1 tRNA gene, 1 rRNA gene and 2 pseudogenes are annotated in these 1041 nt (G+C 54.6%); 2 read left to right on the top strand and 2 right to left on the bottom strand.

Annotated features, from left to right (window positions below):
* Positions 1 to 53 precede the first annotated feature (53 nt).
* Positions 54 to 168 (top strand): 5S ribosomal RNA (rrf, locus tag QD336_RS24255).
* Between the two features lie 99 nt (positions 169 to 267).
* Positions 268 to 344, top strand: a tRNA-Met gene (locus tag QD336_RS24250).
* Positions 345 to 511: 167 nt separating this feature from the next.
* Here the strand turns inward: QD336_RS24250 and QD336_RS24245 are convergent.
* Together QD336_RS24245 and QD336_RS24240 are read right to left on the bottom strand one after the other, a co-directional pair.
* A pseudogene (locus QD336_RS24245) lies at positions 512 to 794 on the bottom strand (IS3 family transposase); the annotation flags it as partial.
* Between the two features lie 16 nt (positions 795 to 810).
* A pseudogene (locus QD336_RS24240) lies at positions 811 to 1041 on the bottom strand (IS110 family transposase); the annotation flags it as partial.

The following is a 1041-nucleotide window of genomic DNA, read 5'->3' as shown; positions in this document are numbered from 1 at the left end:
GGCCTCGGCTCTCCAGCTTCTCGAAAACAACTTATGTTGTTGCGTTTTGCCGACCTGGTGGTTATCGCGGGGCGGCTGCACCCGTTCCCATTCCGAACACGGCCGTGAAACGCCCCAGCGCCAATGGTACTTCGTCTCAAGACGCGGGAGAGTAGGTCGCTGCCAGGTCTGCAAAACGCAACTTCAAATCTTCTCATTCACAAAAACGGGCTCAACCCCAATCAAAAGGCCGCTCCAGCGGCCTTTATGCTATAATAAAACTATCAACGCGGGGTGGAGCAGCCCGGTAGCTCGTCAGGCTCATAACCTGAAGGCCGCAGGTTCAAATCCTGCCCCCGCAACCAAATTTACAAAGAAATTCAACACGAAATCCCTCCCATTGTGGAGGGCTTTCGTGCGTTTTAAGCCTAGCACAACGCTAGCACAAATCCGGCCCCTGATTTGACGTGTCCTTGTCGGCGTGATTCCCTGTTCCCATTGAATAGCCTCGAGTTTCGAAGACACCCTCGGGTTAGATTTTCTGCTGCTTCTCAAACTCAACGGGCGACAGCATCCCGTTCCTGACGGGTTGCGTTTCGGATTGTAAAACATTTCGATGTAGTCGAATACGTCCTGGCGAGCTTCATCGCGGGATCGGCAAGCTCTGCGGCGGATCCGCTCTCGCTTCAGAAGATTGAAGAAGCTCTCTCGGCCACCGCATTGTCATGGCAGCTGCCGCGTCGGCTCATCGAGTGAACCAAATTGTGGTGTCTGAGGAACGAAGCCCAGTCCATGCCGGTGAACTGTGAGCCCTGGACGCCCTTCTGTTTGTCAAGCGACGATCCTGGTTTGATTGATCTGTTTCTGGCGGCGCGTGATGATGCCGAAGACTTCCCGAGCGATGTAACGTTTCAATGCCCGAATTGCGTCGAGCTTGGAATGCCCCGCAGCAACACGCCGGGCGACATACAGTTTGGTTTTCTCGTCGGTCCTGAGACGGCCAATTGCAATTATATGGAGGGCACTATTGGCAAGTCGGTCACCACCCCGGTTCAGTCGGTG

This window comes from Rhizobium sp. BR 250 (assembly GCF_047445855.1).
GTDB lineage: Bacteria > Pseudomonadota > Alphaproteobacteria > Rhizobiales > Rhizobiaceae > Agrobacterium > Agrobacterium tumefaciens_I.
The sequence above is the reverse complement of the archived record's forward strand: the minus strand, read 5'-3'. Positions and strand labels throughout refer to the sequence as shown.